The 24,445-nt window shown below is 47.8% G+C and carries 18 protein-coding genes; 3 read left to right on the top strand and 15 right to left on the bottom strand.

Features of this window, described 5'->3' with window-relative positions; genetic code table 11:
* Window positions 1-454 precede the first annotated feature (454 nt).
* From NYE45_RS05170 to NYE45_RS05140, 7 genes are all read right to left on the bottom strand, one after another.
* Window positions 455-2,899, bottom strand: coding sequence for a glycoside hydrolase family 6 protein (locus tag NYE45_RS05170; RefSeq protein WP_340015893.1), 2,445 nt, complete (start codon window positions 2,897-2,899; stop codon window positions 455-457).
* Window positions 2,900-3,422: 523 nt separating this feature from the next.
* Entirely contained in the window at window positions 3,423-4,499 is a 1,077-nt protein-coding gene (locus NYE45_RS05165) for an efflux RND transporter periplasmic adaptor subunit (RefSeq protein WP_340015892.1), read from the bottom strand.
* Window positions 4,500-4,527: 28 nt separating this feature from the next.
* The gene (locus NYE45_RS05160; RefSeq protein WP_340015891.1) at window positions 4,528-5,898 is read right to left on the bottom strand and encodes an ABC transporter permease; all 1,371 of its coding nucleotides are present in this window, start codon (window positions 5,896-5,898) and stop codon (window positions 4,528-4,530) included.
* Window positions 5,899-5,916: 18 nt separating this feature from the next.
* Window positions 5,917-6,600 (bottom strand): ABC transporter ATP-binding protein, encoded by a 684-nt coding sequence (locus NYE45_RS05155; RefSeq protein ID WP_340015890.1) that lies wholly within the window; start codon window positions 6,598-6,600, stop codon window positions 5,917-5,919.
* 219 nt (window positions 6,601-6,819) lie between these two features.
* Window positions 6,820-7,983 carry a hypothetical protein gene (locus tag NYE45_RS05150; protein ID WP_340015889.1) on the bottom strand — a complete coding sequence of 388 codons (1,164 nt, stop codon included), beginning with the start codon at window positions 7,981-7,983 and terminating at the stop codon, window positions 6,820-6,822.
* Window positions 7,980-9,446 (bottom strand): HAMP domain-containing sensor histidine kinase, encoded by a 1,467-nt coding sequence (locus NYE45_RS05145; protein WP_340015888.1) that lies wholly within the window; start codon window positions 9,444-9,446, stop codon window positions 7,980-7,982. The genes NYE45_RS05150 and NYE45_RS05145 overlap by 4 nt, the downstream gene beginning before the upstream one ends.
* Window positions 9,443-10,156: a response regulator transcription factor gene (locus NYE45_RS05140; protein WP_145146254.1), complete on the bottom strand. Its 714-nt coding sequence runs from the start codon at window positions 10,154-10,156 to the stop codon at window positions 9,443-9,445. Before NYE45_RS05140 ends, NYE45_RS05145 begins: the two co-directional genes overlap by 4 nt.
* A 211-nt stretch (window positions 10,157-10,367) precedes the next feature.
* Here NYE45_RS05140 and NYE45_RS05135 point away from each other — a divergent pair, with 211 nt between their 5' ends.
* Together NYE45_RS05135 and NYE45_RS05130 are read left to right on the top strand one after the other, a co-directional pair.
* Window positions 10,368-10,844, top strand: coding sequence for an RNA polymerase sigma factor (locus NYE45_RS05135; RefSeq protein ID WP_340015887.1), 477 nt, complete (start codon window positions 10,368-10,370; stop codon window positions 10,842-10,844).
* Window positions 10,845-11,102: 258 nt separating this feature from the next.
* Window positions 11,103-13,850 carry a DUF5689 domain-containing protein gene (locus tag NYE45_RS05130; protein WP_340017308.1) on the top strand — a complete coding sequence of 916 codons (2,748 nt, stop codon included), beginning with the start codon at window positions 11,103-11,105 and terminating at the stop codon, window positions 13,848-13,850.
* Window positions 13,851-13,947: 97 nt separating this feature from the next.
* On the opposite strand, the gene NYE45_RS05125 is transcribed toward NYE45_RS05130, so the two are convergent.
* From NYE45_RS05125 to NYE45_RS05105, 5 genes are all read right to left on the bottom strand, one after another.
* A complete protein-coding gene (locus tag NYE45_RS05125; RefSeq protein ID WP_340015886.1) occupies window positions 13,948-14,208 on the bottom strand; it encodes a hypothetical protein in 261 nt (86 codons plus the stop codon).
* Window positions 14,209-14,528: 320 nt separating this feature from the next.
* Window positions 14,529-15,335, bottom strand: coding sequence for a phosphonate ABC transporter, permease protein PhnE (gene phnE / locus NYE45_RS05120; protein WP_139331943.1), 807 nt, complete (start codon window positions 15,333-15,335; stop codon window positions 14,529-14,531).
* Complete coding sequence (gene phnE, locus NYE45_RS05115) at window positions 15,332-16,183, bottom strand: phosphonate ABC transporter, permease protein PhnE (RefSeq protein WP_340015885.1); 852 nt, start codon at window positions 16,181-16,183, stop codon at window positions 15,332-15,334. The genes phnE (NYE45_RS05120) and phnE (NYE45_RS05115) overlap by 4 nt, the downstream gene beginning before the upstream one ends.
* Window positions 16,180-16,977, bottom strand: coding sequence for a phosphonate ABC transporter ATP-binding protein (gene phnC / locus NYE45_RS05110; protein WP_062837418.1), 798 nt, complete (start codon window positions 16,975-16,977; stop codon window positions 16,180-16,182). Before phnC ends, phnE (NYE45_RS05115) begins: the two co-directional genes overlap by 4 nt.
* Before the next feature lie 178 nt (window positions 16,978-17,155).
* Window positions 17,156-18,094 carry a phosphate/phosphite/phosphonate ABC transporter substrate-binding protein gene (locus NYE45_RS05105; RefSeq protein WP_340017307.1) on the bottom strand — a complete coding sequence of 313 codons (939 nt, stop codon included), beginning with the start codon at window positions 18,092-18,094 and terminating at the stop codon, window positions 17,156-17,158.
* Between the two features lie 315 nt (window positions 18,095-18,409).
* Here NYE45_RS05105 and NYE45_RS05100 point away from each other — a divergent pair, with 315 nt between their 5' ends.
* Window positions 18,410-20,014: a bifunctional UDP-sugar hydrolase/5'-nucleotidase gene (locus NYE45_RS05100; RefSeq protein ID WP_340015884.1), complete on the top strand. Its 1,605-nt coding sequence runs from the start codon at window positions 18,410-18,412 to the stop codon at window positions 20,012-20,014.
* Window positions 20,015-20,184: 170 nt separating this feature from the next.
* On the opposite strand, the gene NYE45_RS05095 is transcribed toward NYE45_RS05100, so the two are convergent.
* The 3 genes from NYE45_RS05095 to NYE45_RS05085 form a co-directional block, all read right to left on the bottom strand.
* A complete protein-coding gene (locus NYE45_RS05095; RefSeq protein ID WP_340015883.1) occupies window positions 20,185-20,520 on the bottom strand; it encodes a hypothetical protein in 336 nt (111 codons plus the stop codon).
* A 271-nt stretch (window positions 20,521-20,791) separates the two neighbouring features.
* Window positions 20,792-22,630 (bottom strand): ABC transporter ATP-binding protein, encoded by a 1,839-nt coding sequence (locus NYE45_RS05090; protein ID WP_340015882.1) that lies wholly within the window; start codon window positions 22,628-22,630, stop codon window positions 20,792-20,794.
* Window positions 22,611-24,419: an ABC transporter ATP-binding protein gene (locus tag NYE45_RS05085; RefSeq protein ID WP_340015881.1), complete on the bottom strand. Its 1,809-nt coding sequence runs from the start codon at window positions 24,417-24,419 to the stop codon at window positions 22,611-22,613. The genes NYE45_RS05090 and NYE45_RS05085 overlap by 20 nt, the downstream gene beginning before the upstream one ends.
* Window positions 24,420-24,445 lie beyond the last annotated feature (26 nt).

Genomic DNA, 24,445 nt, shown 5'->3' with positions numbered 1-24,445 from the left:
CCGATGACGCTTTAGTCGGAAGGATGATTTAAGCTCACCACCAAGTTTTTCTAACGAATCTCACACACCTTATTACGGCGTTAAACTCCATCAACGAATCCTAACGAATCTCAGCAACCTTATTTGGACCAAATCGGGTCTAAACGGGGAAAATCCACCCAATTTAACTGAATAGCGTGTTTACGATTCGTTAGAAATTTCAACTGTATCAATTCAACTAAATAGCGTGCCCTCTGTTCGTTAGAAGAGAAAGAGCGCTGCCCCCTGATCATTTTCATGACCAGAGGAGAGCCCAGCCTGATACATCCGTTCTCACATCCTAATTACGGATCTCCAAGCGATTCTAAAATTTTGATGTTAGAACTTCAATCTAGAATGACTCTTGAATGAATAGCAAAAAACCGCAATCCTCTAACATACTGAGGATTGCGGTTAAAACAATTACGCGTAAAGTTTAAGGCTCAATGCCCCATACCAGGTTTCCACCTTGGTAGAGCGTTACCTTGTTCCAATCCTGATAGGACGTTTTGGTTGGATCGAAGGAGTAGTCATTACTCTCATCAAAGTTGGACCAGTCTGTTTTGTACATGCGAAGCTGGATGTCTCCAGTCTGTCCACCAGCCTGAATGCTGCCAGCACCCGATGTGAAGCTCAGCTCCACATAGGAGTCTGTGAAGGTCCGCTGGATATTGGCTCCGCCGACTTGAGCGTAATCGATGGCCGAATCCATCGCAGCTGAGCCTTCTTTGGAGAAGTAATACCGGATCTTCAGATCACTCAGATTCACAGCAGTACTGCCCAGATTTTTGATGTTGAAATACGGTTTGATCTGGCTATCTTGCGCATTGGTATCTCCAGCACGGTATTGCAGGACAAGATCACTGGTCGGTACAACGACACTTTGAGGTGTTGCGGAAGCTACAGCGGAATTGGCACTTTGTCCTGCTGTATTCACTGCACTTACCACATAATGATACGTTGTGCCGTTCGTCAGGGAAGTGTTCGTGTAGGACGTACCACTCACATTCGCCGCGATTGTTGTGAACGGGCCGGATGCAGTCAGCGCACGTTTCACATTATAGCTTGTCGCACCTGCTGAAGCAGTCCATGTCAGGCTCACCTGAGCATTGCCTGCTGTTGCTGTGAGAGCAGTCGGTGCAGCTGGCGCCGTTACACCTGCAACCGGTGTAGCTGTTGCTGTTGCAGAGTTAACACTTTCACCTACTGCATTCGTTGCTGTCACCACATAATAATAAGTTGTGCCATTGATCAGGCCTGTATTGCTGTAAGACGTTCCACTTACATTGGCAGCAATCGTTGTGAATGGACCGGATGCACTGAGTGCCCGCTTCACGCTATAACTCGTTGCTCCTGTGGAAGCAGTCCACGTCAAGGAGACCTGAGCGTTACCGGCAGAAGCCGTCAATAGCGCTGGTGCTGCCGGAGCTGTTGTTCCGCCCGGAGGATTCCCTCCACCGTTACTTGCAGGCAGGACAGGGAATGAGTTTTTCACCAGTGTCACGAATTGATCGTGGAACCAGTGACCGGATACCGGAGCATTCGCGAGTGCACCTGTTAATACGCCATCCCGAGTTGTGAAGGTTGGATCACACATCCGGTCGAAACCTTTACCTTCGTTGTTCGGAATCTCGGAGCTGGAGCCATCGGATTCACCCGGAGGTTTCACCCATACATAAGCGTCCAGATGTGCGGGGCCCGGAGCAGCCTTAGGTGCTTCTCCAATACCTGCTCCACTGTTGTTACACCAGTTGCCACGATGATCCCGTTTATCGACCCGTCCAGAATTCACATAGGAATTAATATTACTTCCTGTCGCTGATGTTGGGCGGTTCACCCCGCCCCATCCATTACGGCTGGTATCGATCAGGAAGCCCGTGCTGCTCGGCCATCCTGCTTGTACAAATCCGGAATAGAGTGCTGCAGTGAAATCCGTCTCGTCAAAGTATGGATTCCATTCATAGAAATCGGAGGATCGGATTGGTTGTCCACCAATATTCAGATCCGGATTAGGCAGATTCGGTTCATGGGTAGGTGTCGTATTAGCAGTGTTGGTGATAAAACCATCTGCACTCTGCAGACCTGCCGCTGTATCATTTACTACGTCAGTATACAGGGCAATCGCACCAGTACGGTTGTTGTCCCATCCGAGCCAGCCGGAGTGACCGATATCCAGATAGTTGTACACATTAGGAATGGCATGCAGCTTGTCCAATGCATACTTGACCCCATCTTCATAGATGCCTGTTGAGCTGGCTTGTGCACAAGCTGGAGTACTCAGGTTGGTTACCAGGTTAGGCAGACTGTCCGGCTCAATAATCGCCACAATGCGAATATCCTGGTATTTCGGATCTGCGAAGATATCTGCGATCACATCAATGTAATCTGTTTTGTACGTCTGTAGTGCAGCCTGTGTTAGTGGAAGTTCTCCGTTGGATGCGAGTGCATGACAATCCCTACCAGGCAGGTTATAGATAACGAATGAAGCGGTTATGGGTGTACCCGGTTTCTTTTGCGCGAGAACGGCATCGAGATGTTGCTCTACGCTTTTGCGACCAGCGTTGTCCGGGCCGCCATAGATCGCAGCAATACGGTCAATCCATACGGCTGTTGGATACGATTTGACCGTCTCCATCTTGGCCTTCAGCGATGTATCGTTGGTCAGCGCAATGGACGTATCCACGAGAGCGGAGTAATCCTGGTTCAGATAAGCGGTTGCCCCTACAAATGGATTATCCACATGTGCTTCAGCCGCCTGAGTCAAGCCAGGAGACAATCCAGGGAAAATCCCCGCCGCGAGCAGCGTTGCTGCCAACATTTGTTTTACACCTTTGCGCAGGATCTTCTTACCTCTCGATTTGGTTTTCAATTTAGTCTTCATAGTTCCACCTTTCCTTTAGTTAGATTGGGTTGTACTCATGTCTGATCCTCTGTGTCATTAAGATGCTTAGCACGAAGAGAACGTTCGGATGAGTTGGTTGTATCACCTCCAAATGTAATGGTTGTGTAGCTGGAACTTTGAGTGAACAAATCGTGTGTGGGGTCGAACCATAAGAGTATGATGTGGTGGGTGTGGTTGAACGTGTGTTAGACATGAAGAAGTGTGAAAAAGGATTAAGGGCTATCTGACTTCATATTTCGGTAAGCGCTTTCTTTAATTGTTTAAAAAAAGGCCCTTCGCCTACCATCTACTATCATGATGTTCGGTGTTCACCTCCTTCTTATGTACTGATTATACGACATGTAAATTTTACTGTAAATTGAATTATATAAAATTAATTATATTTTTTTCCATAATTCAGGCAGGAATCTGGACATCCCTTGCCCCAAAGCACACAAAAGGCTCATTCTGGCAATCTGCCACAATGAACCTCCTGTTGATCAAGATCGAATCGATCGTTCGTCTAGGGCAGAACGACGACATCTCCCGGTTTTAACCCGCTAACCACTTCCGTCTTGTCACCCGACTCCATTCCAGCCTGGATGGTCAGTGGCTCTGTCTGTCCGTTCCCTTTGTCTAACAGGACATAAGGTTCGGTCTGATCCCGCATAATTGCCAGGCTGGAAACAACGGTCACTTTGTCCTTCCGTGTCGTCTCGATATCGCCTTCCAGACTCACGCCTCCATACATTCTGGCGTCCGGCTTCAGATCAATGACCACATCAAACTGGGAAGCCTGCTTGAGATCCGTATCGGTACTCTTCCGGGCAAATTTGGACACCTTACTCACCTTCCCGGTGAATTCCAGGTCTTTCTGCGCCGTCATTCGCACCTTAACTGGCATTCCCACCTTCAGCCTGAACATTTCTTCCTCACCAACAATCGTCATGAATTTCAGTTTGCTGATGTTTGTAATGGACCCCATAAGCTGTCCTTCCGTCACCGCACGTGTCTTGCTGTCCTCTTCATTCATCTGAAATATACCTGAAGCGGAAGCATACACAACAGACTTGCTCATCACGGCCTGCTTTTTCTGTATCTCCTTTTCCTTGAGGACCAGCGCTTTTTGATTCAGCTCATTTGTTAGACGTTTGCCCTCCCGGTCTGCAAATGCCTTCTTGCGCTCCTCTTCCGTCACGCCAAGGGACTCGCTCATATTCGCCTGATCCAGGCTAACCTGATTCATCTTATTTTCCAGCTGAGCTTTCTCCAGATCGCTCTGTAACTGCTCTACTTCCGTTTGTAGTGCGGACGTATCGAGAGTAAACAGGACATCGCCTTTGCTCACCTGCTCACCGCTTTTCACGTGCCACTGCTTGATGTTGGAAGCATACGGAGCGAAGATGTCGGTCTGATCGGTGTATACGGATTTACCCTTCACCTGAATCGTTTGCGTCATCGTTTCCTGTGTGACATCAAAGGTAATCGGGGGCGGGATCTCTATAGGAGCCTCCGGTTTTGGCTTGTACTTTTCATACAACCAGTACCCCACACCTGCCAAAAGTACAACGGTGATGATAATATTAATCCATTTCTTCATGTCCCCAATTTCCCTTTCGCTCATAAAATCACATCGATTTGATCACAGTTAATGCATTGGTTCGGGATGCGCTGATTGCCGGATATATCCCCGATACAATACCGACCAGAACAGCAAACACGATGCCCAGTGGCAAAGCAGACTGCTGAATAACCACAGTCATCGGGCCATTGACCTGATCTGCCATCTGACTCGCCAGCAGACTGTTCACCCCGCCGAGGGCAGCAAAAGCAATCCCGACACCAGCCACACCGCCCATCAATCCAAGCATTGCTGCTTCGGTAATGAACATCTGGCGGATCTGCCACAGATTCGCACCTAGCACCTTCATGACACCAATCTGTTTACGCCGCTGATGCGTAGACATGATCATTGCCACAATAATGGACAACGAGGCCAGCAGCATGATAAAACCACCGATCCCCAATGCTGCTTTTTGGTACATCGCCAATTGGCCTGCCATCGCTTCCTCCTGAAACAGATTACTCTGTGTGTTTAACGTCAGCTTTTTAATCTGTTCTTCCACCTGGGATACATAACGTTTGTCCTCAACCTTGACCAGAGCCGAGTTAAGATGCTTGGCCGCACTGCTGTCGGCCTGCTGTAATCCGAGCTCATCCTGCAATGCACGAGCTGTATCGAGCGGCAGATATACTTTTTTATCGTTTTGAGCACTCATCTCATCCATGTTGGAAGGCTTCGTCAACTCTCCAGACACGCGTATAGAACCACTCATTTTGGTTTTGCTCGCATTCGCATAATCTTCATATCGAAACTGAATACGCTGCTGAACCAGCTGATCCTGCTTCGCTGACATTTCCGTAAACTGCTGCAAAAGCTCATTGTTATATGGATCAGCATTCAACTGCTCGAATAACTTCTGAGTTACTTTGGGGTCCACGAGTCCGAATGCAGCCCCATAACTGGTCACCGCCATACGACCATCCTCTACCCCACGTCCCTCAGCATACTTATATCCAAACCCGCCCAATGTCTCCAGCTGGGTACCAATAACCTCAACGTAAGTGCTACGGCCATCCGGAAGCACCATTTCGAGCGAATCCAACTTTAACATGGGAGCCACGGCAACAACATGGGGAAGTCTTTGGATAATCTGAATTTTCTCCAACGTCAGCGCCCCCCGTTCAAACGTCGATGTCTGACCGCTTCCCTTGCCGTTGCCGGTACGAATGCCTTCATTAGGTGTAATCGTAATTTCATCCATCTTGTAATTATCGTTCAATGTTTTCTCGCTATAGGTCTGTACGGACTGCCCCACACTAAGTGCAATGATCATGGCGGCAGAACCGATGGACAGCCCCATCATGCACAGCAATGTGACCATTTTTCTGCGAATGATCTGTCCCCAGGCCATACGTGCTACATCCCGTATTCTCACAATTCCTCTCCTTTTGCCTCAAACTTCCCTTACGGCCTCTTCGACCAGTAGTCCATGTTGCAGTGTAAGTACAACCTGCATCTGCTCCGCGACCTCTGCTTCATGTGTCACAATGACAAAGGTCGTGTTCATATCCCGGTTAAGCTGCTGCAAAATCGCAATAATCTCTTCCTCCGTCTCGGTATCCAGATTCCCGGTAGGTTCATCCGCAAAGATCACCGAAGGTTCGGTAATGAGCGAGCGCGCAATACTGACACGTTGTTGTTGACCGCCCGACAACTGGGACGGGAACAAGTTTGCTTTTTCACCCAGTCCAACCTGTTCCAGCAGCTTCAATGCTTTTGCTTTGCGTTTCGAAGGGCTGATGCCCATAAACACCAAGGGTAACTCTACATTTTCCCGGATCGTAAGGTTAGATAGCAGCTCATAGGATTGGAAAATAAACCCGATATGATTGCGCCGAAACTCTGCCAGGCGATTTTCACTGAAACGTACAATATCTTGTCCTGCAATTAGAATCTTGCCCTGATCCGGTTTCATCAGCCCTGCCATCAGATTCAGCAATGTGGACTTACCCGAACCCGAACTGCCCAGCAGGGCCACCATCTTGCCTTCTCCAATCGTCAGATTGATATCTTGAAGCACCGGCACAGTTCCCTGGCTATTACGGAACGAGTGGGATAATTGTTCAACTTGAAGCATTGCTGCATGTCTTCCTTTCTACTTGCTAAATATGTATAGAGGTTGTTCAAACAGATTCGCGTCGCACATTACCTTTTCATTATAGGATGGAGATGTATCCGGGCTGGCCGGAGTTGTATCCAACTTGTAAAATGTCATAACAAAAAGACCTTGTCCGCAGAGTAGCGATCGCCAGCTCTATCCAGACCAAGGTCTTATATTCGTATACCTTTCCGCAGCTTACCAGGCTCTGAAGCTAAAGCGGTACATCTCACTTTTATCCATCGTGCTGCCCACTGCAAATAGATCATCGTCATTCCATTTCAGATTGATGAAGTTATCAATATTGCGGTAAATCACCGTATCCGACGAAAGCTCGCTGTCATTCAGGTAGGCAATATGCAACTCATTCTTCTGATTCTGAATATCCATCGGATAAAAGTAAGCGATTCGCGATTCATCTTCATTCAGATCAAAGTTCCAGATGGAACCTTGTAATACCAGATCATACTGCTCCTGTGCTGCACGATACCGATACAGCCCCTGTACCTTATTCAGCGTTCCCTGGATGAGCATGTCACCATTCTTCAGCAATTTGAATTGTTGAATGTCTTCCATTGCAACATACGCCTTCACTTCATGCTCGTCCTCAAGCGATACACGATAGATGGCATAGTTGTCTTTCAGCATCACCAGCATATAAAACTGCTTCTGATCTTCACTGACCTGCAACACATCCATCACGATAAACGTATCATTCGAACCTTTCCCTTGTCTTGGTCCTGTGAACATGCCCATCAGCTCATCATACGTGTAGATAACTTGATTCGTCCCCTTGCTCAGATCAACCTGTTTAAATGAAAGATCATCCTGACCGATGTAGGATTCGTCACCTGTAAACACTCTGTAATACGAGTTGTCGTTTGGAAGCTTGCGGCGTTCCCCGCTCTCAATCACATACTCATATGTCGTCTTCTGCGCCTGACCCGACCGGTACTGGGAGTAAATCATCTTCTTGTGATCCGGGCTGATCGCTACACCATATTCCGTATTACTCGCAATACTCTTCACTTCATTATCATCCAGATGCAGGAGAGACAGCTGCAGGCTTGAATAGGAAGATTCCAGTTGATTCAATATAATCGTGTTCCGGTCTACCACTTCAAAATCAAAAATCGCGAAGTCATTTGGAATCTTGGTAGCCGACTCGATCTGAATTGTACTGCTCGGTGGTGGTGCCAGACGGTTATTGAATTGCTCACTGGGCAAGATCACCGTTCTAGGCTTGAGATTTCCGATACTGAACAGGCTGCCAATCCCGAAAATTCCGCTGACAAATGCAATCAACAGCCCTGACAGCATTAATCTGTCGCGGTTTTTACGCCAAAATCCAGGATGTCTCATGCGTTCATTTCCCCCGGAAGACTGATATTTACTTGTGTCCCTTCCCGCGTGATGCTCTTCATCTCCACTGTTCCTCCATGACGCTCAACGATGTTCTTCACAATAGACAGACCCAGCCCGGCACTGCCCTTCTCGGCCCTGTTGATTCCTTTATCCTGGTAAAAGGGTTCGAATACATGCTGGAGCGCTTCAGCTCCTATTCCTTCTCCCTGATCACGAATCACAATAGCGATGGAATCACCTAACCGGAAGGATTGCACTTCGATGATGGAGTTCACATCACTGTACTTGACCGAGTTATCCAGAACGTTCAGGAAGACCTCCTTCAGCTTGTCACGATCTCCCTGTAAATACTGATGCTCCTCCAGCTCATAGTGAATGCCTATATTGTACTTGCTCGCCTTAATCGACATATCCTCGCAAGCTTCACGAATAATATCGGATACATCGATACGTTCGAATCGGTACGCCTGAATGACCGCAGACGAGACTGAAACCTCCAGAATATCCGCAACCATCGTGTTGAGACGCTGGCTTTCCTTTATAATATAATTCATGCCTTTGTCAAAAAAGTCCTGATCGGTAAACCCGTTATCCCGCAAAATCTGGGCGTACCCCAGAATCGTTGTTAAGGGTGTCTTTAATTCATGTGTCACATTGTCAAAGAAGACTTTGCTTCGCGCCTGCACTTGCTTCACTTCGTCCCGCTCTCGCTCAATCACATCAATCTGCTCCCGTACCCGATCAATCATGACGGTGAAGCTTGAAGCCAATTCACCGATCTCATCCTTGGTGGTAATCTGAATGTCTGCATTCAGACTTCCCTGGGCCACTTCCGCAGAACGTTTCGTGAGTACACGGATGGGCTGTGTAATTTTCCGGGAAATAAAGATGGACGCGATAAATACAAATACGAAAATAACCGCTGCAAATAGCTTAATCGTATTCTGGAACCGGAGATTGCTTCTGTACAAGTCCGTATAGTCCTTTTGCAACTGTACAATTCCAATCAATTGTTGATCCATCTGAAGCGGGAAGGACAGACTGGAGGTGACCCGACCTTTATCCACAACTGTGGTGTAAGCGATCCGGGATTGTATGGCTTCCTCCACATCAGGATGGTCAGCGCGCTTAGCAACGTTAACCTCGCTGCCAGCAGATCCGTAGGGCGAAGCATCGGGACGGTATACCGTAATCTTCCCGCCAACGGCTGAACCAATCTGCTCCGCGAGCTCGCGGTTTCCGGCTTCGAGCGAGTCTCTGCTCATGCGTTTGTTATGAATCAGGAAGTACTGATTCAGCGCAATGTCCAGGTTTCTTTTCGATTGCACCATATCCTCATGCACTTCCCGGTACATATTCTCCTGTGCCACCTTATTGGACAGAATCAGCAGAACGGAGAATCCGATAAAGACGATGACCGAGAATAGCACCACCATTTTGAACTGGATCGTCCACTTCATGTCTGTACCTGAATATTCAGCTTGTACCCCACACCGAATACCGTTTCAATCATCGAGATGCCTTGCACACCACTGTCCAGCTTCTTGCGAATCCGTTGCACATGAATGTCCACGGTTCGGGTATCCCCTGCAAAATCAAATCCCCATACCTTGTCCAGCAGCTCAGAACGTGTATGCACCTTACGATGATGGGTCACGAGAAATAACAACAGATCATATTCCTTATTCGTGAGTCCGGCGCGTTCCCCGTCCTTCCACACTTCCCGTTCATCCTTGCGGATCTCAATATGCTTTCCGAGCCTTACCACCTCATAGGACTGATTCTCCAGTGTCTCGCTGATGAGATCAATCCGGCGAAAGATCGCCCGAATGCGCGCAACCACCTCACGGATATCAAAAGGCTTCGTAATATAGTCATCCGCCCCGAGTTCCATGCCAAGTACCTTGTCCAGCATGTCCGACTTGGCGGTGATCATGATGACGGGGATCTTGGAATTCACGGATAGTTGCCTGCACACATCAAAACCGCTCATGTCTGGCAGCATCAGATCCAGCAGAATCAGATCCGGCTTCGAATCCCGAAGCAGATCCAGACCCTCTTTTCCGGAAGCAGCTTCCTTGATCTCGAATCCTTCTTTACGTAACGAATAGGACAAAATATCGCGAATGGACTCCTCGTCCTCAATAATTAAAATCTCTTTTTGTCTCATGATACCCTCGTAATCTCCCTGCTCTATGAATTTCATCTGCCTATATTTTGTATCCCAAGCCGTATGCTTGAATAGAGGGAAGCACGAAATGTTACAACTCCGATACAACTCTGAACCGTTTGGAAACAACCTCCCGATATACTTGGATCATAAGAGACTCATACCAGACCGGACCCAAGCCTGATCTGTATCCAAGGGGGATTCACATCATATGAACAACACACAAATTAATGATGCTTATATCAACTATAAATCAGAAATCACAAGGTATCTATCCCATATCGTCAAACAACCACAAGATGCAGAGGATCTGGCTCAGGAGTGTTTCATTCGACTGATGAACGTTACCGTGGATATCCCGGAAGATCGGCTTCTCTATTATCTCAAACGGATTGCCCGCAATCTTGCCATGGACAGCTTCCGCAGGCGAACCCGTACACTCAAACGCGACAGTCGTCTGGAGGTACCTACCCATCACTTCGATACACCCCATCTGGAAATTAACGAAGGCGTCGACGATCTGGTCTCCCATATTAACAACACCGAGCATCGTAAAATATTAGAACTTCGCCTCATTCATGGATACTCCATTAAAGAAACCGCAGAGCTGGTGAATCGCAGTGAAGGTATGATTAAATCCTCTGTCTTCCATGCCGTGAATCGAATTCGAGCCAAAGTCATCTCATAGAGATGGCTTTTTCTTTACGAAAATCATTAGTGACAGCGGATGGAAGTGTTAAGACAGGATCGAAATACCTATAGATATGTCAAAAGACCCAATTTTACAAATATCGAGTTAATTTTTACAAATTGTTATGACTATGTGAGATTTTCATGTGGTAGAATATGGACGAACTCATGAATCAACTAATATTTGGGAGGGATTTGGTTGGGTAAATTAACAGGTATGCGAGGAGTATTTTTAAAATCACTCTTGGCATTGTCCATGGCTTTGCCGCTTCAGGTCGGATTATGGAACGGAGATGCATCGGTTCATGCGGAAGGGCCGACAGACCCGGCACCGTTCATCCAGGCGAAGGTTGTGAACCAAAACGCAGGCAAGAAAGTCTTGTTCGACAACTCTCATGGCCAGACGGCTGGAGCTGCAGACTGGGTCATCGATGGAGGTTTCTCCGACTTCGGGAATGCACTCGCGAATGATGGCTATTATGTCAAAGAACTTCGCAAGACAACACCATTTACCTATGATGATCTGAAAGAGTACAACGTATTCGTTATTGCAGAGCCTCAAATTCCTTTCAAAACATCCGAACAAGCAGCACTGAAACAATATGTTGAAACGGGCGGCAGCATCTTCTTCGTTGGAGATCACTATAATGCAGACCGTAACAAAAACCGTTGGGATGGCTCTGAAGTCATCAACGGCTATCGTCGGGGAGCTTTTGAAGATCCGACCAAAGGTATGAGCACAGATGAGCGTAACTCGGAAGCCATGCAAAATGTAACCAGCACGGACTGGTTGTCCGATAACTTCGGCGTACGATTCCGCTATAACGCACTTGGCGATATCAACGCCAACATCGTCGTACCGGCAGATCAAGCCTTCGGCATCACAGAAGGCGTATCGGCTGTAGCGATGCACGCCGGTTCAACACTCGCAATCACTGATCCGGAAAAGGCAAAAGGCATTGTGTACCTGCCAAAAACCAACGCCAAATGGAATAACGCGGTGGACCAAGGCGTATACAACGGCGGCGGGATTGAAGAAGGTCCTTACGTAGCCGTATCCAAGCTGGGCGCAGGTAAGGCTGCCTTCATCGGTGACTCCTCTCCAGTAGAGGATGCATCGCCGAAATACTTGCGTGAAGAGACAGGTACACGCAAAACTACTTATGACGGTTTCAAAGAAGCCGATGATGCGGTACTGCTCGTAAACACTGTGAACTGGCTTGCTACACAAGAGAACTACACGGATCTAACTCAAGTGAACGGACTTGAACTGGATACAGCTACAGCGCTGTTGCCATTCGAAGAGCCGGCTGCTTCCACAGAACCTCAGGCTGAACCTTGGTCCGCACCTGCTGCCGGATACAAGTGGTACGATCGTTCCACGTTCAAGGCTGGTTCTTACGGTGGCCCTGCATCCAGTGCGAACGCTGCATACAGCTTCGTGAAACAGGATACTCTTCCAAATGCAGAAGACTTCCAGATTCGTGTAGTTGTGGAGAACATGGCTCCGAACACAACCGTATCCGGTTATAGTGCCGGTATCTATCTGACTGGCGGAACACAGGTCGCCATGATCCAGAATGAAAGTGGTACTTGGCCAACTTCGTACGGCTATAGCTCCACATTCAGTGTAACCTCGGACAGCCAAGGTCGCGGGATCAAAGATCTGAACGTCCGCATCAAACCGGGTACAACTGGCGCTGCGAGCTTGCGTCTGCGTCTAAACGGCAGCAACCTGATCACAAATGCCGTGACCGTAGGTAATGTGCCAGCAGAACAGTTGCCGGAAGAAGAAGGACCAATTCCAGCGGCTATCACAGTTGCTGAAGCACGCACCAAAGCTGTTGGCACTACCGTAACGATCGAAGGTGTTGTAACGACAGAGCCAGGTGCGTTCGGTGGACAAGCCTTCTATCTTCAAGATGAAACTGCCGGAATCTACGTGTTCCAGCACACTAGCGGCTTCCATGCTGGTGACAAGGTGAAAGTAACCGCAGCAACAACCATCTATAACAGCGAGTTCGAGCTTACCGATATCATCGCGATTGAGAAAACAGGTACGGCTTCCGTACCTGCTCCAATCGAAGTTACAGCAATTACAGATGCGAACCAAGGTCAACTGGTTCAATTGAAGGATGTAACAATCGAGAATATCATCAGTGCTACACCAGTTGGATCGTTTGAATTCGACGCGGTAGCAGCAGATGGAACGAGCACACACATCCGTGTAGATACACGTACAGGTGTGACAGATACTTCCTTCCCATATGTTGCTGGTGACAAAATCGATATCACAGGCGTTTCCGCTATTTTCAAAGACGTATATCAATTGAAACCTAGAAGCTTGAATGATTTTGTACCTGCGGAAAATCAAGGTGGAGGGGAAACACCTTCCACTCCAGCTGAAGGGGCACCGGGTAAACCGGTGCTTTCTTCTGATAATGGATATACAACGGGCCTGTTCGAAGGTTCGTACAACGTAAGCATGAACCTCTGGTGGGGCGAAAATGGTTCCGAGTACAAACTGTATGAGAATGGCGTTCTGATTGATACACAGAAGTTGACTGCGACAACACCGTCCGCCCAATTTGCCAAAACGGCAATTATAGGCAAGGCTAACGGAACATACACGTATGTAGCCGAGCTGACCAACGACAAAGGAGCTACCCGCAGTGACGAGCTGACCGTTCAAGTAACGAACGCTGCTCCAGGGAAAGCGAACTTGTCCCAAAACAACTGGGATGGTGACGGCAACTACAACGTATCCATGAACCTCTGGTGGGGTACAAACGCAACCGAATACCGTCTCTATGAGAATGATGTATTGATTGATACACAAGCATTGAAAGCTGCTACACCAGCTTCTCAAAGTGCTACAACGGAATTGTCGGGTCGCGCTAACGGAACGTACACATACCGTGCCGAGCTGATCAACGCCGCAGGCGTAACTAGCACAGAGACAATTACGGTTCAAGTGACCAAAGCGTTGCCTTTGGCTAGCTAAGAAGATTGTAAAGAAGTCTAACGTTTAACCAAGCAACTAAAAAACCGAAACCAACATTGCCTGATTCACCGGGCAACATGGTTTCGGTTTTTTTCTTTCATTTCAAACGTTCCGGCTCATATCCATTTCTAACAAATAGAATGCTGTTCCATACAGCAGAATAAGTGGCGAGGGCGATGACACTAATAACAAAAATTAAGTTCATCTGTGTAAACACATAACTGCTTCCCGTGGAAATGATCAGGATTGCACTGAGTCCAATATTTTCTCTGTTATGTTTTTTAAACTTCTGAAAAATCATTCTGTACAGCAATATCAATACCATAAACACAATCCATATAAAATAAAATATTTCCATAGGTCACCTTCCTTTTAAAAAAATCACTTCTGGTACATCGGTATCTGCGAGAACTATTGATTAATATCCTTAATTCCCTTTATATAGAAACCTATTAATCTTACATGTATTTGGTAAATAATTCAATCACTCTTATACATATTCTTTGAACCCTCTTATTCCTCAACGGTTAGCTGAGCAACAAGAACGAACCGTTGTTTATCTGCAGACACGAAAAAAGACTATCCTGCCCATATTCTGGCACCGAATAGCCCTCTCTTCTTTCTCTATCATCTAATCTTAATTTATCATCTAATATGTTCGTAGCTCCACGCTAACCCTTACACCAGCTTCTTACGAATATAACCCGAGATCAGGTCGATAATCGTGATCATCACGATAATACCCAGCAGGATTATACCTACTCGCGGCCAGTTCCGTGTGCTAAGTGCAAAGATCAGCGGGGTACCGATACCCCCTGCTCCTATTACACCCAGTATGGTCGCGGAACGTACATTAATCTCGAAACGATACAACGTATAGTTCAGGAAGCCAGGCATAACCTGCGGCAGGATCGCAAACCACAACTGCTGCATGCGATTAGCTCCAGAAGCAAGCAGTGCCTCAGATGGACCGTAGTCGATATTTTCAACTTCATCCGCGTACAATTTTCCTAACATACCGATGGAGTGTAACCCAAGGGCGAGAACCCCTGCAAACGAGCCGGGACCTACTGCCTTAATGAACATCAAAGCCATGATAATCTCAGGGAACGTACGGATGAAGCTAAGTACCATTTTACCTGCACCCGAGATGGAGCGATGCCCACTCATATTACGAGCAGACCAGAATGCGAACGGGATACAGAGCACTGCCGAGATTACGGTACCCAGCACGGAGATCGCCAACGTGTCCAGTAGACCTCGCAGCAGGTCTTCTCCCTCAGGCAGATATACAAAATCCCAATCCGGCGAGAAAATCCCGGCTACAATGGCCTTCATAATCTGAGCGGCGGTTTCCTTGAAACCAGTGAACGGTACACCGGCAAGTGCCCAAGCATACACAAGAATTAACAGTAACACAATGACCCAGCGTAGCGGGTTCTTCCGTGGTTTAGGCCGGATGCGGCTTGTTTCATTTTTCATCATAGCAATTTCTCCCGCAGCTTAGTACTTACATAATCAATGATCAGAACGATGACGAGGGTAAACAGAATGATTACGCTGGTCTTGTCATACTCCAGGAATCCAAGTGTGGCCTCATAGTAGAGTCCAATTCCTCCGGCGCCTACCAGTCCCAAAATGGCAGCAGCACGTATATTAATTTCGAAGGCATACAGCACATAAGATGTGAACTGGGCAGCCAGTTGCGGCACCACGCCATATACAATGAGCTGAATCCGGTTCATACCAACAGCCGTCATCGCTTCCAGCGGCCCCTGATCAATCGTTTCCAGCGTCTCATACGTCAGCTTCGCGATCAGACCTATGGAGAACACAGCCAGTGCCAAGATTCCGGGGATGGGCCCCAGACCAAACACAGCGACGAACAAAGCTGCAAGTAGCAGATCCGGCACTGTCCGAATCAGGTTGAGCAGAAAACGTGCCGGATAGTAGATCCAGCGACTCGGCATCAGGTTACCGGCACAGATGATCGAGACCGGAATTGCAATAATGGCACCAATGGTCGTACCAATTAGGGCCATCCGGATCGTCTCCAGCATGCCTTGAACGATGTTATCAAAGTAACTCCACCGGGGTGGGAACATATCCTTTAACAATTTCCACATTTCAGGGAACCCCTGAATTAACTCTGTGAAGCCGGCATCGGTCTGTTTCGCACTGGCCCACAATAAAAGCAGAACGATGATCAGCGTAAGTAGATGTTTCGTACGCCCAGGCGGTTTCGGGCGATTCACAATCTGAGCCGGGCTGGAACCAGGTTCCTTCCCCACTCCGCCTGAATTCTGAAGTGGAACGTTGGACTGCCCCTTCATACCACAACTTCTCCCTGCTCGTGCACAGCCTGCTTGTCCAGCAATTCGTCAGCCAGAATCGGTCTGCCATATATTTCAGCAAAACGCTCATCTGTTGCTTCTTCTACCGGACCGTCGAATACGACCTCACCTGCTCGCAGTCCAACAATACGGGTCGCATACTCTCTCGCCAGATCAATAAAGTGAAGATTGACGATCGTGGTAATCCCAAGGTCTTGATTGATGCGTTTCAGGTCATCCATGACCTGCTTCGTTGTAAGCGGGTCGAGTGAAGCAACCGGTTCGTCGGCCAAAATGATTTTCGCTTCCTGCGCCAATACACGGGCAATAGCCACACGCTGTTGTTGTCCACCAGACAACTGATCCGCACGGGAGTAAGCTTTCTCGGAGATATTCACCCGATCCAGCGCAGTGAATGCCAGCTCAATATCCTCTTTTGGAAAACGTCCGAGAATGGTACGCATGGTGGAATGGTATCCAACACGCCCAGCGAGTACGTTCCGTAGTACACTGGATCGTTTCACCAGATTGAAACTCTGGAAAATCATGCCGATGTCGCGTCTGATCATGCGTAGTCGTTTGCCTTGTGCCTTCGTGATGGAACTTCCATTAATCAGAATCTCACCTTCACTAATGTCGTGCAGACGGTTAATGGATCGCAGGAGAGTTGATTTACCCGCACCAGACAGGCCGACTACAGCAATGAATTCACCCTGCTCAAATTTCAGATTAATATTATCCAGGCCCTTGGTGCCGTTAGCGTAAGTTTTAGTAACGTTATGAAGCTCAATCATGGCATTAATCCTTCTTTCATTCATAATGTTCATACATACATGAGTCCTTGCTATAATGGCACAAGCCAGCGCAGCGTAGATCACGCTGAACTGGCCTGTCCATTGCTACGATTAAGCTGTTCTCATCCAAGAGAGCTACTACAAAGTGAACAGATCCTGAACTACTTTTGGATCAGAATTATTCACCTTTCACTTTCTCGCCATACTGACGAACGATCTCGAACTTGCTATCATCGGACTCTACATAACCTTCATGCGTATAGATTTCTTTGATGATCTGGTGACCTTCAGTATCTTTACCGATATCGATGAAGGCTTGTTTGATCTTCGCAGTCCAATCTGCATTCATGTCTGTACGAACGGCAATGGTATCGTTAGGAATAGGCTCAGTGAACGCCAGTACACGTGTATCTTCAAATACAGTCGGATAGTCTTTAGCTACCGTGTTGCGGGCATCTTGGAAAATAGCTGCTGCATCAACGTCACCGTTCAATACAGCGATAACACCTTGGTCATGACCTTTCAACGTTACAGGTGATACATCTTTCAATGGGTCAATGCCTCTGTCGAGCAACAGACCTGCCGGCCATACATAACCTGCGGAAGACGTTACGTTTTGGTAAGCGACTTTTTTACCTTTAAGCTCTTCGATGGATTGAATCGGCGAATCTTTTTTCACAATGAACATGGATTTATAAGAATCCGCCAACTCTTCGGTTGGAGCACCTGTCTCATCATTTACACCAAAACGTTGTGCTTGCAAAATAACCTGTGCAGCGCCTTTTTCTTTAGCCAGTACATAAGCTGTCGGAGGCAAGAAACCTACGTCTACTTTGTTGGAAGCCATTGCTTCAATAATTGTGTTGTAGTCAGTGGATACGCTGACTTTTACCGGAATGCCCAGTTTGTCACCAAGCAACTTCTCGAGCGGTTTCGCTTTGGCTTCAAGCGTGTCTGCATTCTGGGAAGGAACGAATTGAACCGTCAGTTCAGTTGGTACATAACCTTCGACAGGTTTCTCTGTCTCTGCCGTAGACGTACCGGATGCATTCGAACTCGCATTATCCCCGTTAGCCGAACCAGATGTACTACTAGACCCACAAGCACTCAGAAACATAACCAAAATCAACAATGGTAAAAATAAAGCAGACTTCTTCAAACGAACACCCTCCAAAGAGTTTCTATTTTTCAGTACTTGTCTACTATAATTGCCAAATATTAGCGCGATGTGAAACGAAATTTGGAGTTTTGTAAAGTTTCCTGTCAGGCTGTCAGCGCGACTTGTATCTGTTAGAATAGGCTCATTATGGTTGAAGATATAGGAAGAACATCGGAGATAACGGCGTATACTTCGTTTCTTCAAGCGATTCAGTCTTCTCCGTTTTATGGTAATTCCATATATCTGAACTTATATATTAGAGGAGATTGTAAAATGACATCCATAAACCATACGGCAAGCTTCGACATCCTGTTCACCAGTGATCTGCACGGGGCCATCCGTCCCATTCATTACAACACCAATGCATACCGCCCGGCTGGACTTGCTCTGCTCGCTTCCCTGATTCGTAAGGAACGGGAACGCTCACCTGAATTGATGCTGGTGGATAACGGGGATTTGCTGCAAGGATCACCCTTGGCCTCATATGCTGCTTCACAGATTTCCACAAACGAAGTGCATCCATTCATTACAGTACTTAATGAACTCGGTTATGATGCAGCGGTGATGGGCAATCACGAATTTAACTATGGTCAGACATTATTACGCGGGGCAGTCGAAGCTTCCAACTTCCCTTGGCTGTCAGCCAATATTGTAAAAGATGAGCAACCAGACGTACCTGCCTTCGGTCCTCCGTATCTAATCAAAACCTTGTCTTCAGGTGTCAAAGTAGCCCTGTTGGGCGCAACCACGCACTACATACCGAACTGGGAGCATCCGAAGAATATTGAGGGTTTACAGTTCCTTGATGCCTTGGAGACCATCCGTACATGGGTTAGCTATATTCGGGAGCATGAACAACCAGATGTAATGGTTGTGAGTTATCATGGCGGATTTGAGAGTGATCTGGAGTCAGGCGAGCCTGCCGAACGGTTAACTGGAGAAAATCAAGGCTATGCCATCTGCCGGGACATCGAAGGCATCGATGTGCTGCTTACCGGACATCAACATCGTCAGCTTACAGCTGAAATTCACGGCGTAACCGTCATTCAGCCGGGATTCAGTGGCAATGGTGCGGGACATGTATCCGTTCAGTTGGAACAATCATCGGACGGGAAGTGGCAGATTACAGATAAACAGGCTCAGTTGTTACTTCTGGATGAACATAGTGAAATCGAGCCAGATGCTACGGTCTTGAAACTTACGGATGAGGTAGAAATTGAGGCACAAGCATGGCTTGATCAACCCATTGGCGAGGTGACTGGGGATCTGTCTATTACCAATGCTACGTCCCTGCGGCTCAAGGCACATCCATTCATTGCTTTTGTACATCAAGTGCAGATGGAAGCGACTGGGGCCGAACTGTCCAATACGGCGATGCTGAGTGAAGAAGCTCGTGGTTTCGGACGCCACATCACCGTTAGGGACGTGTTATCCAACTTCATCTATCCCAACACGCTGACAGTACTAAAGCTGAGCGGTCAAGATATCCGGGAGGCGTTGGAACAAACAGCTCGTTACTTTGAAGTGAATGCTTCTGGTGAAGTAGCGGTGAATCCAGCCTATATGGAGCCCAAACCTCAGCATTATAATTATGATATGTGGGCTGGCCTAGAGTACGAACTGGATATCTCCCAACCTGTCGGCAGTCGAGTTGTGAAGTTGGAACGTGAAGGCAAACCCATGGATATGGATGGCACATACTCTGTGGTGATGAACAGCTACCGCGCTGCTGGCGGCGGGGATTATGCGATGTATCCAGGTAAAAAGGTACTGCACGAAGGTGCCACGGATATGGCCGCACTGGTGGAGGATTACATCCGCAGACACCAGCCGCTAACGGTGGAACAGGCAAGTAACTGGAAAGTTATTGGAAGTTAAATAGGAAAGAGCAGGTCCTGTGATCAGGATCTGCTCTTTTGTTTTAAACCTATAACTTGGTATAGAAACGTGATGTACTTGATTTCAGATCTTCCATTTTCAAAGAAAAAGCAACCAGTTGGTTGACCGGCTGCTTACTTGTTCTTATTAAATTATCCTGTCACGTCCCGTTATCCAACATAATGAAGAATTAACTGATATAACGCTATGGAAAATCCTAAGATACTCGCTTTCATTTTAGATGGATGATTTCTTTCGCTACGAATCAAATAAAAGAAAATCACAATAAACCCTGCAGGGATCCATAGCTCAAAGATACCATCTTTTGTACTTTGAGAATAAATTGGAGTAATGAAAGTACTAATCAAAAAGTAAAAGAAAACCGTAAAACGTCTTGTTTCTAATTGCTTGCTCCACCTTACCAGAAAGAAAAGAATAATAATTGCGATAATCGTAATGTGCACAGGGGGTAGAAGAATAGAAACATTCCCAAATTTGAATTCCATTCCGCATTGCCCTCCTCTCTTATAATGCATAACTTGCCTGACTATAGGCATACGTGTAAAAATTCATTCTCATTCTTCAAAACCGCTAGCAACCTCCTAAAAACAACCCATTCCATTATATCCACATTTTAACACATCATCACAGTTTAACTTCCAATGTTTTTCAGTAAGATATGCAAAAAGAGCAGAAGTGAGGAGCGTCATGCCCTCATCCCTGCTCTTTTTCATACCTACAAGCTTTCTAATACATGTCACTTATTATCCAAAATGACTACTGCGCTTTCTTACGCAGCTGACTGTAATACAACTCACTGTAGAAACCACCTTGTTCCAACAACGCATCATGCGAGCCTTGTTCCAACAGATGACCATCCTTCAGTACCAAAATCCGATCAGCCTGGCGAATCGTGTTGAGCCTGTGGGCAATGACAAAGCTCGTTCGTCCCTGCATCAGACGTTGTAGCCCTTCCTGGATTTTGATCTCTGTGACGGTATCAATACTACTGGTCGCCTCGTCCAGTACGAGTATGGATGGGTCGGCCAGAATTGCCCGGGCAATGGCAAGCAATTGCTTCTGTCCTTGACTAATGCCACTTCCGTCGGCTTGCAGCACTTTGTCATACCCATCCTTCATGCGCACGATGAAGGAATGGGCATTCGCCAGCCGGGAGGCTGCTTCCACCTCTTCATCCGTCGCGTCCAGACGGCCAAACCGAATATTTTCCCGGATCGTACCCTGAAACAGAAATGAATCCTGAAGCACAAATGCCATATGGGACCGCAGATTCTCACGCCGAATGGTGGTCATATCGCGCCCATCTACGGTTAATGTGCCACCCGTCGGATCATAGAAACGGGATAACAACTGGATCAGTGTCGTTTTCCCCGCTCCGGTCGGCCCTACAAGAGCAATCATCTCACCCGGTTTGGCTTCAAAGCTGATCTCATGCAAAATGTTACGTCCTTCATCGTATCCAAAGGATACCTTGTCGAAACGAACAGCGCCCTCCACCTTATCCAGAGATACCGCTGCCCCTTCATCCTTCGCTTCCTCATCTTCGTCCAGCACCTCGAATACACGCTCAGCACCGGCAATCGCGGACAATAACGTATTCCACTGGTTCGCCAGATCATTGAGGGGACGAGTGAATTGGCGAGCATATTCCACAAAGATTATAATCACCCCGACCGTAACCGAACCCTGAATCGCAAGAATACCACCGATGCCCGCTACAATCGCAAAGCTCAGGTTATTCAATCCATTCATCAGTTTCGGGATAAAACCAGAGATCGTCTGAGCCCAGAAACCGGAAATCCGGATGAGGGTATTGCGTTCCTCAAACCCACGAATCACCCGCTCCTCTTGGGAGAATGCCTTAATGATCCGCTGCCCGGATAACGTCTCCTCGATATAACCGTTGAGTTCACCGAGATTGCGCTGTCGCTCCTTGAAGAGCGGTCCGGTTCTGCGCGTAATCCAACGCATGCCGATTGCCATCAAAGGCACAACGATAAAGGTAAGCAGGGTCAGCAGTGGGCTGAGCCACAGCATAACGCCAAATGTCCCGAGCAGTGTTAACACACTCGAAAAAATCTGGATCGCCGAGCTGTTCAGCGTACCACTAACATTTTCGATATCATTGGTCACCCGACTCATAATCTCACCCTGCTGGCGTTTACCGAAGAATGGAATCGGCAATTTGTGCAGATGGGAGAATAGATCATACCGCATGCGGTACACGGTTTCCTGTGCAATTTCAATCATCCATATGTTCTGGAGCCAGGATGTGAGCGAGAATAAGACATACACTGCGGTTAATCCAATCAGAAACCGGGTCCAGCTTGAGCCGGCTTCACCCGCGATGAAATCATCCACGGCCACCCCCACCATATAGGGGCCAAGCAAAGCGAGTGCGGAGCTGGCAAATACCATCAACAGCACCATGGACAGCTTGACCTTACGTCTTGCCAGATAGGTCCAGATTCGGCCTAATGTACCTGACCAGTTCTTCGCTCGTGCCTTGGGTTTGCGGCCACCACCTGACCGTAGCGTCTCAGGATCAATCGGTGGCGGTGGCTGACGGAAAGGCTCAATGAATGCTTTGAACATGCTGTGCGCCCTCCCCGTATTGTGATTCATGGATTCGACGATACAGCTCTGACGATTCCATCAGGTCCTCATGTTTTCCCTGTCCAATGAGTTGTCCATCATCGAGCAGCAGAATCAGATCCGCCGAAGTGGTCGAACTGATCTTCTGGGTGATGATAAACGTGGTACACGACAATTCTTCCAGTGCATCCAGCAGTCTGCCTTCCGTAGCCACATCCAGTGCACTCGTGCTATCGTCCAGAATCAGAATTCTCGGCCTACGTACCAGTGCACGTGCAATGGAAAGTCGCTGCTTCTGTCCACCTGAGAGATTAACTCCCCGTTGCCCCAGCAATGTATCATAACCGTTTGGTAAATTCTCAATCGTTTCATGGATCTGCGCGCGCTTCGCGGCTTCCACGATCTCATCCAATGTAGCATCTTCCCTACCCCAGGCAATATTCTCCCGCACGGAACCGGTAAACAGGATGACCTCTTGCGGCACATAACCAATCGCACCACGCAGCATGGACAGATCCAGCTCTGCTGCATCGGTACCATCAATCCGTACCTTCCCTTGATCCTCTGTGTATAAGCGCGGAATGAGCTGCACCAATGAGGACTTGCCTGAGCCTGTTGCTCCCATAATGGCAATGCGCTCCCCCGCTTTTGCAGTGAATGTGATGTTATCCAGTACTGTAATTTCACTATTCGGATAACTGAAGCCTACACTACGGAATTCAACCGCTCCCTGCACAGTGCGCTGTTTCTTCGCTGAGTATGAAGATTGCGGAAAATGTGATGATTTCACAGATCCAGCAGATGGTGCAGACGCTGATAATTCTTTGGTCTGTTCAGTCTCCGACGTGTCCTCTGTATTGAACACTTCATTCAGACGCTGCGCCGAAGCGCTTGCTCTGGAGAAGGTTACCAAAATCCACGACAATGCAGACATAGCACCAATTGTGCGAAGCAGGTAGTTAATGACGGCGACCACTTCACCCACGGTCGCATTACCAGAGGCGATGTCTACTCGCCCAAACCACAGCACGGCGATGATACAACCGTTCATCATCAGTAGCATGAACGGCATCGTGGTCTCCGTCAGGCGTAGCGCGGAGATCGTGCCTTTCATCAGCTTGCCGCTGAATCCGGCAAAGCGTTCAATCTCATGGCCCATCCGTACGAAGACACGGATCAGCCGGATGCCTGTGAGATTCTCCTGGATGACTCCGTTGACGGCATCCAGTCTGCGCTGCACATTGCGGAACAGCAGCGCTGCCTTTTTGATCATCCACACCACAACGACGAGCAGCACAGGCACCATGACAACCAGCAGCAGACCCAATCTCGGATTTACGATTACTGCCATAATCATGCTACCAATGACCACCAGCGGTACACGTGTCATGAAGCGCAGACTCATGAAGACCGTATCCTGAACCTGGGTCACATCCCCCGTTAATCTCGTAATCAGGGAAGACGTCGCAAACCGGTTGAAGACCGCATAAGAGAACGTTTGCACCTTCTCATACAGCTTCTCCCGCAGATCGTACCCGAACCCCAGACTTGCATGGGATGCAAAGAACGAACTCGCAATTCCGGCAGCAAAAGCTACAACAGCACTGCCTACGAGCACACCGCCCCATAACCAAACGACAGATAAGTCTCCCTGCTGAATCCCGTTATCGATGATCTTGGAGATCAGATAAGGCTGAGCCAGCTCCACTGCAAGCTCAATTAACATCATGACCAAGGCTGCAATCGCGGCAACTCGGTACTTCTTCAAGTAGAACAACAGCTTGATCATAAGCATTCCTCCGGCTCGGAGCACCC

Source organism: Paenibacillus sp. FSL K6-1318, from assembly GCF_037976905.1.
In the GTDB taxonomy this organism is placed as follows: Bacteria; Bacillota; Bacilli; order Paenibacillales; family Paenibacillaceae; genus Paenibacillus; species Paenibacillus amylolyticus_A.
This window is presented reverse-complemented; position numbering and strand designations above follow the sequence as displayed.

What these genes read in the sequence shown, in the direction of transcription:
- NYE45_RS05170 (WP_340015893.1), bottom strand. Translation starts at nt 2,899, where the DNA reads ATGAAGACTAAATTGAAAACCAAATCGAGAGGTAAGAAGATCCTGCGC.
- NYE45_RS05165 (WP_340015892.1), bottom strand. Translation starts at nt 4,499, where the DNA reads ATGAAGAAATGGATTAATATTATCATCACCGTTGTACTTTTGGCAGGT.
- NYE45_RS05155 (WP_340015890.1), bottom strand. Translation starts at nt 6,600, where the DNA reads ATGCTTCAAGTTGAACAATTATCCCACTCGTTCCGTAATAGCCAGGGA.
- NYE45_RS05150 (WP_340015889.1), bottom strand. Translation starts at nt 7,983, where the DNA reads ATGAGACATCCTGGATTTTGGCGTAAAAACCGCGACAGATTAATGCTG.
- NYE45_RS05145 (WP_340015888.1), bottom strand. Translation starts at nt 9,446, where the DNA reads ATGAAGTGGACGATCCAGTTCAAAATGGTGGTGCTATTCTCGGTCATC.
- NYE45_RS05140 (WP_145146254.1), bottom strand. Translation starts at nt 10,156, where the DNA reads ATGAGACAAAAAGAGATTTTAATTATTGAGGACGAGGAGTCCATTCGC.
- NYE45_RS05135 (WP_340015887.1), top strand. Translation starts at nt 10,368, where the DNA reads ATGAACAACACACAAATTAATGATGCTTATATCAACTATAAATCAGAA.
- NYE45_RS05130 (WP_340017308.1), top strand. Translation starts at nt 11,103, where the DNA reads ATGGCTTTGCCGCTTCAGGTCGGATTATGGAACGGAGATGCATCGGTT.
- NYE45_RS05125 (WP_340015886.1), bottom strand. Translation starts at nt 14,208, where the DNA reads ATGGAAATATTTTATTTTATATGGATTGTGTTTATGGTATTGATATTG.
- phnE (WP_139331943.1), bottom strand. Translation starts at nt 15,335, where the DNA reads ATGATGAAAAATGAAACAAGCCGCATCCGGCCTAAACCACGGAAGAAC.
- phnE (WP_340015885.1), bottom strand. Translation starts at nt 16,183, where the DNA reads ATGAAGGGGCAGTCCAACGTTCCACTTCAGAATTCAGGCGGAGTGGGG.
- phnC (WP_062837418.1), bottom strand. Translation starts at nt 16,977, where the DNA reads ATGATTGAGCTTCATAACGTTACTAAAACTTACGCTAACGGCACCAAG.
- NYE45_RS05105 (WP_340017307.1), bottom strand. Translation starts at nt 18,094, where the DNA reads ATGTTTCTGAGTGCTTGTGGGTCTAGTAGTACATCTGGTTCGGCTAAC.
- NYE45_RS05100 (WP_340015884.1), top strand. Translation starts at nt 18,410, where the DNA reads ATGACATCCATAAACCATACGGCAAGCTTCGACATCCTGTTCACCAGT.
- NYE45_RS05095 (WP_340015883.1), bottom strand. Translation starts at nt 20,520, where the DNA reads ATGGAATTCAAATTTGGGAATGTTTCTATTCTTCTACCCCCTGTGCAC.
- NYE45_RS05090 (WP_340015882.1), bottom strand. Translation starts at nt 22,630, where the DNA reads ATGTTCAAAGCATTCATTGAGCCTTTCCGTCAGCCACCGCCACCGATT.
- NYE45_RS05085 (WP_340015881.1), bottom strand. Translation starts at nt 24,419, where the DNA reads ATGATCAAGCTGTTGTTCTACTTGAAGAAGTACCGAGTTGCCGCGATT.